The 6,490-nt window shown below is 71.7% G+C and carries 5 protein-coding genes; all 5 read right to left on the bottom strand.

Translation table 11 applies throughout. The features are described 5' to 3' along the window. Nucleotides 1-74: 74 nt before the first annotated feature. The 5 genes from ACYVD5_RS17625 to ACYVD5_RS17605 all read right to left on the bottom strand — a co-directional run bounded on the left by ACYVD5_RS17625 (nt 75) and on the right by ACYVD5_RS17605 (nt 6,465). Nucleotides 75-1,250, bottom strand: coding sequence for a cysteine desulfurase family protein (locus tag ACYVD5_RS17625; RefSeq protein WP_461002156.1), 1,176 nt, complete (start codon nt 1,248-1,250; stop codon nt 75-77). A 159-nt stretch (nt 1,251-1,409) separates the two neighbouring features. After that, nucleotides 1,410-2,354, bottom strand: a complete 945-nt coding sequence (locus ACYVD5_RS17620) for an electron transfer flavoprotein subunit alpha/FixB family protein (protein WP_461002155.1) — start codon at nt 2,352-2,354, stop codon at nt 1,410-1,412. Nucleotides 2,355-2,384: 30 nt separating this feature from the next. Continuing rightward, nucleotides 2,385-3,164 (bottom strand): electron transfer flavoprotein subunit beta/FixA family protein, encoded by a 780-nt coding sequence (locus ACYVD5_RS17615; protein WP_461002154.1) that lies wholly within the window; start codon nt 3,162-3,164, stop codon nt 2,385-2,387. A gap of 248 nt (nt 3,165-3,412) precedes the next feature. Continuing rightward, nucleotides 3,413-5,422, bottom strand: a complete 2,010-nt coding sequence (locus ACYVD5_RS17610; protein ID WP_461002153.1) for a serine/threonine-protein kinase — start codon at nt 5,420-5,422, stop codon at nt 3,413-3,415. A 506-nt stretch (nt 5,423-5,928) separates the two neighbouring features. Further along, nucleotides 5,929-6,465 (bottom strand): YbaK/EbsC family protein, encoded by a 537-nt coding sequence (locus ACYVD5_RS17605; protein WP_461002152.1) that lies wholly within the window; start codon nt 6,463-6,465, stop codon nt 5,929-5,931. Between the last annotated feature and the right edge of the window lie 25 nt (nt 6,466-6,490).

Genomic DNA, 6,490 nt, shown 5'->3' with positions numbered 1-6,490 from the left:
GTCACTGATCGCCTACGACCACTGACCGGTACACACAACAACTCCCATCAACGATCTAGTTGCGCTGGAGTGTCCTAGGCGGCGCGGCGTTTGCGGCGGGCCGCGCGGGCGCGTTCGACCGCGGGGCCGATGGTCTCGGCCAGGGTGTCGACGTCGGCGCGGGTGGAGCCCCGGCCCAGGGAGAACCGCAGTGAGCTGCGCGCGGTGGCGGTGTCGGCACCCATGGCCAGCAGCACGTGGCTGGCCTGGGAAACCCCCGCCGAGCAGGCCGATCCGGTCGAGCACTCGATGCCGTTGGCGTCCAGCAGCATCAGCAGCGCGTCGCCCTCGCAGCCGGGGAAGGACAGGTGGGCGATACCGGGCAGCCGGTGGTCGGGGTTCCCGTTGAGTACGGTGTCGGGCACGCGTTCGCGCACTTGGGCGACCAGCCGGTCGCGCAGCCCGGCGAGTTCACCAGTGTGGGTTTCGCGTTCCTCGACGGCCAGGCGCAGCGCTGTGGCGAACCCCCGCAGCAGCGGGGTCATCAGCGTGCCCGAACGGACCTCGCGCTCCTGGCCGCCGCCGTGCAGCACCGGCACGGGGTCGATACCGCGGGCCAGCAGCAGTGCGCCGGCGCCCACCGGCCCGCCGAGCTTGTGCCCGGTGGTGGTCAGCGCCGAGACGCCGCTGGCGGTGAAATCGACCGGTTCGGCGCCGACCGCCTGCACGGCGTCGGTGTGGAACGGGATGCCGTACTCGCGGGCGACGGCGGCGAGTTCCTGCACCGGTTGCACCGTGCCGACCTCGTTGTTGGCCCACATGACCGAGATCACGGCAACGTCGCCGGGGTTGCGGGCGATGGCGGCCCGCAGGTCCTGCGGTGCGACCCGACCCGAGGAGTCGACGGGCAGTTCCTCGCAGACCGCGCCCTGGTATTGGCCCATCCATCCCGCGGGGTCGAGAACGGCGTGGTGTTCGACCGAGCTGGTCAGGATGCGGTTGCGGGCCGGATCGGCGCGGTTGCGGGCCCAGTAGAGGCCCTTGACGGCAAGGTTGTCGGCCTCGGTTCCGCCACCGGTGAAGACCACCTCGTTGGGATTGCAGCCCAGCGAGCCGGCGATGGTCTCGCGTGCCTCTTCGACGGTACGGCGGGACCGGCGGCCGGCCCCGTGCAGGGAGGAGGCGTTACCGAGGCGGCCGAACTCCTCGGTGATCTCGGCGGCGGCTTCGGGCCGCATTGCAGTCGTGGCTGCATGATCCAGGTACACCATGGCGCTTCCAAGGATACGGCGGCGAAACGCGCCGGTGTTGCGCGGCCCGGCCCGAGCGGAGGGTGCGGGGGGGGCGGCCGGGCGGCGCGGACGGCCCGGCGCGGCCCCGGGGGCAAGCCGCCCGGGGCCGCGTCCGCCGCCGCCCGAGAGCGGCCGGGCCTACTTGCGCTCGGTGATCTCGGCGGTGAGCTGCGGGGCGACCTTGTGCAGGTCGCCGACAACGCCGAAGTCGGCCAGCTCGAAGATGGGCGCCTCGGGGTCCTTGTTCACCGCGACGATGTTCTTCGAGGTCTGCATGCCGGCCCGGTGCTGGATGGCACCGGAGATGCCCAGGGCGACGTACAGGTTCGGGCTGACCGTCTTGCCGGTCTGGCCGACCTGGAACTGGTTGGGGTACCAGCCGGAGTCGACTGCGGCGCGCGAGGCGCCGACCGCGGCACCCAGCGAGTCGGCGAGCGCCTCGACCACGGAGAAGTCGTCGGAGCCGACACCGCGCCCGCCCGAGACCACGATGGCGGCCTCGGTGAGTTCGGGGCGCGCGCCCTTCTCCTGCACGACCCGCTCGACGACCTTGGCGGCGGTGGCGGTGGCCGACAGCTCCACCGCTGCCTCTTCGAGCTCTGCCGCGCCCGGGGCGGGCTCGGGCGGAACCGAGTTGGGGCGCACCGCCACGACCGGCACGCCCGAGCGCACCCGGGAGTGGGTGACGGTGGCGCCGCCGAAGACGCTGTGCTCGGCGAGCAGTTCGCCGGTGATGTCCACCACGTCGGTCAGCACACCCGAGCCCAGCTTGACGGCGGTGCGCCCGGCGATCTCCTTGTTCTCCGGGGTCGCCGAGACGAGCACGGCCGCCGCCGAGGCGTCGCCGGCCAGCTTCGCCAGCAGCTCGGCCTTTGGCGCGACCACGTAGTCGTCGAGTTCGGCCGGTGCCGTGTACACCTTCTCGGCGCCGTACTCGGCCAGTTTCGCCTGGCCGGATTCGGCGCCGCCGCCGACCCACACGGCCGCGGGCTCGCCGATGCGGCGGGCGGCGGTGAGCAGTTCGGTGGTGACCTTCTTGACCTCTCCGTCGACGTGGTCGACGAGGACGAGGACCTCAGCCATCTGTCAATCCTTCCTTCGTCTCCGCCGGACCTACACGAACTTCTTCTCGGCGAGGAACTCCGCGGCCTTGGTGCCGCCGTCGCCCTCGTCCTTGACGACGGTGCCGGCGGCCCGCGGCGGGGCCGGTGCGAAGTCGGAGGTCTCGGTGCCGGCCTTGGCCAGCCCGACCTGCGCGGTGTCGATACCGGCGTCGGCGACCGAAAGCTTCTCCACCGGCTTCTTCTTCGCCTGCATGATCAGCTTGAACGAGGGGTACCGCGGCTCGTTGATCTTCTCGACGACCGAGACGACCGCGGGGAGCTGCGCCTCGACGACGTCGTAGCCGTAGTCGGTGGCACGCTGGATGCGGATGGCCGAGCCGTCGACGTCGACCTTGCCGGCGAGGGTGAGCTGCGGCAGGCCGAGGTACTCGGCCAGTGCCGCGCCGACCACGCCGGTGCGGGCGTCGGTGGATTCGGAGCCGAGCACGACGAGGTCGAACCCGACCGTGCCCAGCGCCTTCGACAGCGCGTAGGCGGTCTGCAGCGCGTCGGAGCCGTGCAGCTCGTCGTCGACGAGGTGTACGGCCTTGTCTGCGCCCATCGACAGCGCCTTGCGGATGGAGTCGGTGGCCTGGTCGGGTCCCATCGTCAGGACGGTGACCTCGCCGCCGTGCTTCTCCTTGAGGAGCAGCGCCTCTTCGATGGCGTACTCGTCGAGCTCGTTGATGACGCCGTCCGACGCCGCCCGGTCCAGCGTGTGGTCGTCGGACGAGAGTTTGCGCTCGGTCGCCGTGTCGGGGACCTGCTTGACCAATACGACAATATTCATGGCCGGTGGCCGACCTCCCTGCACTCCCATGCGTCGCCCGCTCGGACGGCGCGGGCGCCTAATGCGCCCGTGGCCCCTTCAGGGTGCCAAATGCACTGTTGCCATCGGGTGGCGGGGCGGCGTTCCTGTCACGCTTCCCGCCTGCGGTTTTCCTGTCCCACCCCGATGTTACTGGCTAGTAGCACGCGGGGCGAACGCGCCCCGCCCGCGGCGGGTGCCGCGGTCGCCACTGCGGTTCCGGCCAGGGGTCAGCCGCCGAAGATCGGCCAGCCCGAGGGCCCGCTGCCCATCAGCCACCACGACGGCGCCGAGCTGATGCCGTAGGAGAGGACCAGCATCGCCAGCAGCACGACCGCCACGATCACACCCCAGTAGACATAGGTGTTGCTGACCGTGATGCCGTCGATGGCCGAGCGCGCCTGGCGCACCGCGCCGCGGCCGTTGGGGCCGAGGAAACTCAGCATCACGACCAGGGTGAAGGCGTAGGACCCGACGAAGTTCGGCGTGTTGCTGCCATCTCCGGACAGCATGGTGATGACGATCCCGATCAGGATCCCGGCCAGCAGGTAGCCCAGCCCGAACAGCAGGTTGCGGCCCAGTGTGCGCAGCACTGCCCACGGCAGGCTCAGCGCGATCACCATGTTGTCGGAACTGCGCGGGCCGCGGGTCTGCAACCGCCGGGCGTGCTCGTTCTTGACCGTGTCCAGCGCACCGAGGATGCTCGCGGTGAGCAGGCCCAGGATCAGGCCCGCCGGCGGCAGGGTCAGGCAGATGCCGCCGAGGAAAACCAGCACCGGGATGAGCAGCAGCCACGGCAGCGGGCGGGAATCGCGGTCGTCGTAGTGCCCGCCGGTGTCCTCGCCCCTGCTGTCGGAGTCGATGTAGTCGCTGAGGCGGTCGCCGCCCGAGGGGCGGAACCGGTCGTACCAGCGGCCGCCCTCTTCGGTATCGCCGCCGGAGCGGCGCGAGCGTTTCTCCTCGACCGGCGTGAGGACGTCGCGGAAGTCCTCGGGGCGCAGCGTGGAGTTGAAGTACTGGGTGCCGGGGCCGGAATCGACGGCGTCTTCGGCCTCGTAGGTGCCGAGCAGGCCGGTCTGCTGCGGCGAGCGGGGGTCGTCGGCGGCGCGCATGGTCTGGTCGGCACCGCCCGCACCGCCGACCCGGGTCTGGTCGGGGGCGCCTTGGCCAGCGGCCATGGTGTGGCCGGAATCACCGCCGGAACCCCGGGGTTCGGGCGCCGCAGTGTCGCCGCCCGCGGCCGAACCCGCCAGGGCACCGGCCCCTGCTCCCGCCGCCGCACCGGCCGCCATGGCGCCCGAACCGCCGCCGCGGTCGCCCCCCGCCCCGGGCTCCTGGGTGCTGCCCTGCACGGTGTGCCTGCCGGTCACCCCGCCGCCCTCGGCATAGGCTGCGACGTCCTCGCTCCAGGGGAGATCGAGGTTGAGCCGCCCGGTCTGCTCGACGAGCCGGGCCGCGGTGGGGCGGGCCGCCATGTCGCGCGAGACCGCGGCCTGGACCAGCGGCTGCAGCGCGTCGGGCATGCCGTCGAGACTGATCTCGCCGTTGAGGATGCGGAAGAAGATGACTTCGAAGGACCCGGCGCCGTAGGGCGGCGTGCCGGTGGAGGCGAAGGCGACCGTGGCGCCCCACGCGTGGACGTCGGTGGCCGGACCGAGGTCGGTGCCCTCGATGACCTCCGGGGAGAGATAGCTCGGGGTGCCGACGAACGTACCGGTCTGGGTGAGCTTGGCGCCGTCGACGGCGTGGGCGATACCGAAGTCGATGACGATCGGTTCGCCGTTGGAGATGATGACGTTGCCGGGCTTGAGGTCGCGGTGGATCACGTCGGCCGCGTGGATGTCGCCGATCGCGCGCGCCAGGCCCGACACGAACCGGGTCAGAGCGCGGCCGCGCAGCGGGCCGTGGTCGGTGACCGTCGCGTCGAGCGTGGTTCCGGGGACGTACTCGGTCACGACCCAGGGCAGTTCGGCGTTGGTGTCGGCGTCGATGACCTCGGCGACATTGCTGCTCTGCACCCGGCGCATGGTGGCGACCTCGCGCGCCAGCCGCGCCCGGGCGATATGGTCGCCGGCGACCTCGGAACGCAGCACCTTGATCGCGACGAGCCGGTCCTGCCGGGGATCGACGGCTTGGTACACGACACCCATTCCGCCTGAGCCGATCCGGCGGCGGATCATGTATGGGCCGACGCGTTCCGGCAGCTCCTCACCTTCGGGGAAACCTGCCGTCATTGCCATTGCGAATTCATCCCCTCAAACCTGGCACACCATGAGAACAAGCCTATCCGCTGGGGATGGCCGGGCCGAAAAAGCCGGACCCGGCCGACGGACCGATCCGCCACCGCTCACGCTCCACCGCGATCACGTCCTTCGGCGCCGCGTCGCGGGTGTGCGGCGCACCCCGCTTCGCGGCGGCTCCACCGAGCCGTAAAACAAAACCAGCCGGGCCACCCGGATGCGGGTAGGCCGCGGCGGCGGCCGGGCCGCGCGGCCCGCCGTCCAATCGACCCCAAGTATGACGCACATTGCGCCGGTTGTGGTTCGGCGAGATGGCCGGAATCCGTTTCCGCGGCCGGTCCCCGCACCTCGCCGCGTCGCCAAGCAGGGCAAGGACGTGCGGCAGGTGCCGTGGCGGCACCGGAGAACGACACGCCGGGCGGATGGGGGTCATCACGGGCGCGCCGCGGTTTTTCGGCAAGGGGCGCCCCGCAAGGGCGGCGCCGGGCGTCCGGCTACCGGCGCGCTCAGTCGACGCGCACGCCCAGCCCCGAAACGGCCTCGGCCCCGGGCAGCCGGGTCAGGTCCGCGCCGGGCAGCACCAGCTTGGAGGCGCGCAGCCCGCTGCCGATGACCACGTGGCCCGCCTGCAAGACCGCCTCATCGACCAGAATCGGCCAATCGGCCGGCAGGCCGACGGGGGTGATGCCGCCGTACTCCATTCCGGTCGCCGCAACCACGTCGCCCTGGTCCGCGAACGATGCCTTGCGCGCACCCAGGTGGCGCCGGGCCACCCCGTTGACGTCGGCGCGGGTGGTCGCCAGCACCATGCACGCCGCCATGCGCACCCGGCCGGCCCGTTTGGCGGTGATGACCACGCAGTTCGCCGAGGAGCCCAGCGGGATGTCGTAGGCGGCGGCGCAGTTGGCGGTGTCGGCCAGGTCCGGGTCGATGGGCGCCGCCAGCACCCGGTCTGCGGGCTCCCATCCCTCAAGCCCGGCGGCGACCGGGCCGGCCAGCAGATCGGGGCGCCGGCGGGCAGGTTCCGTTTTCAGTTCCCACATGCGGTATCCCTCATCTCCGGTCCGT

It is taken from the genome of Streptomonospora sediminis (assembly GCF_054778995.1).
Note: the sequence above shows the minus strand (reverse complement) of the source record. Positions and strands in the feature narration are given on the sequence as shown.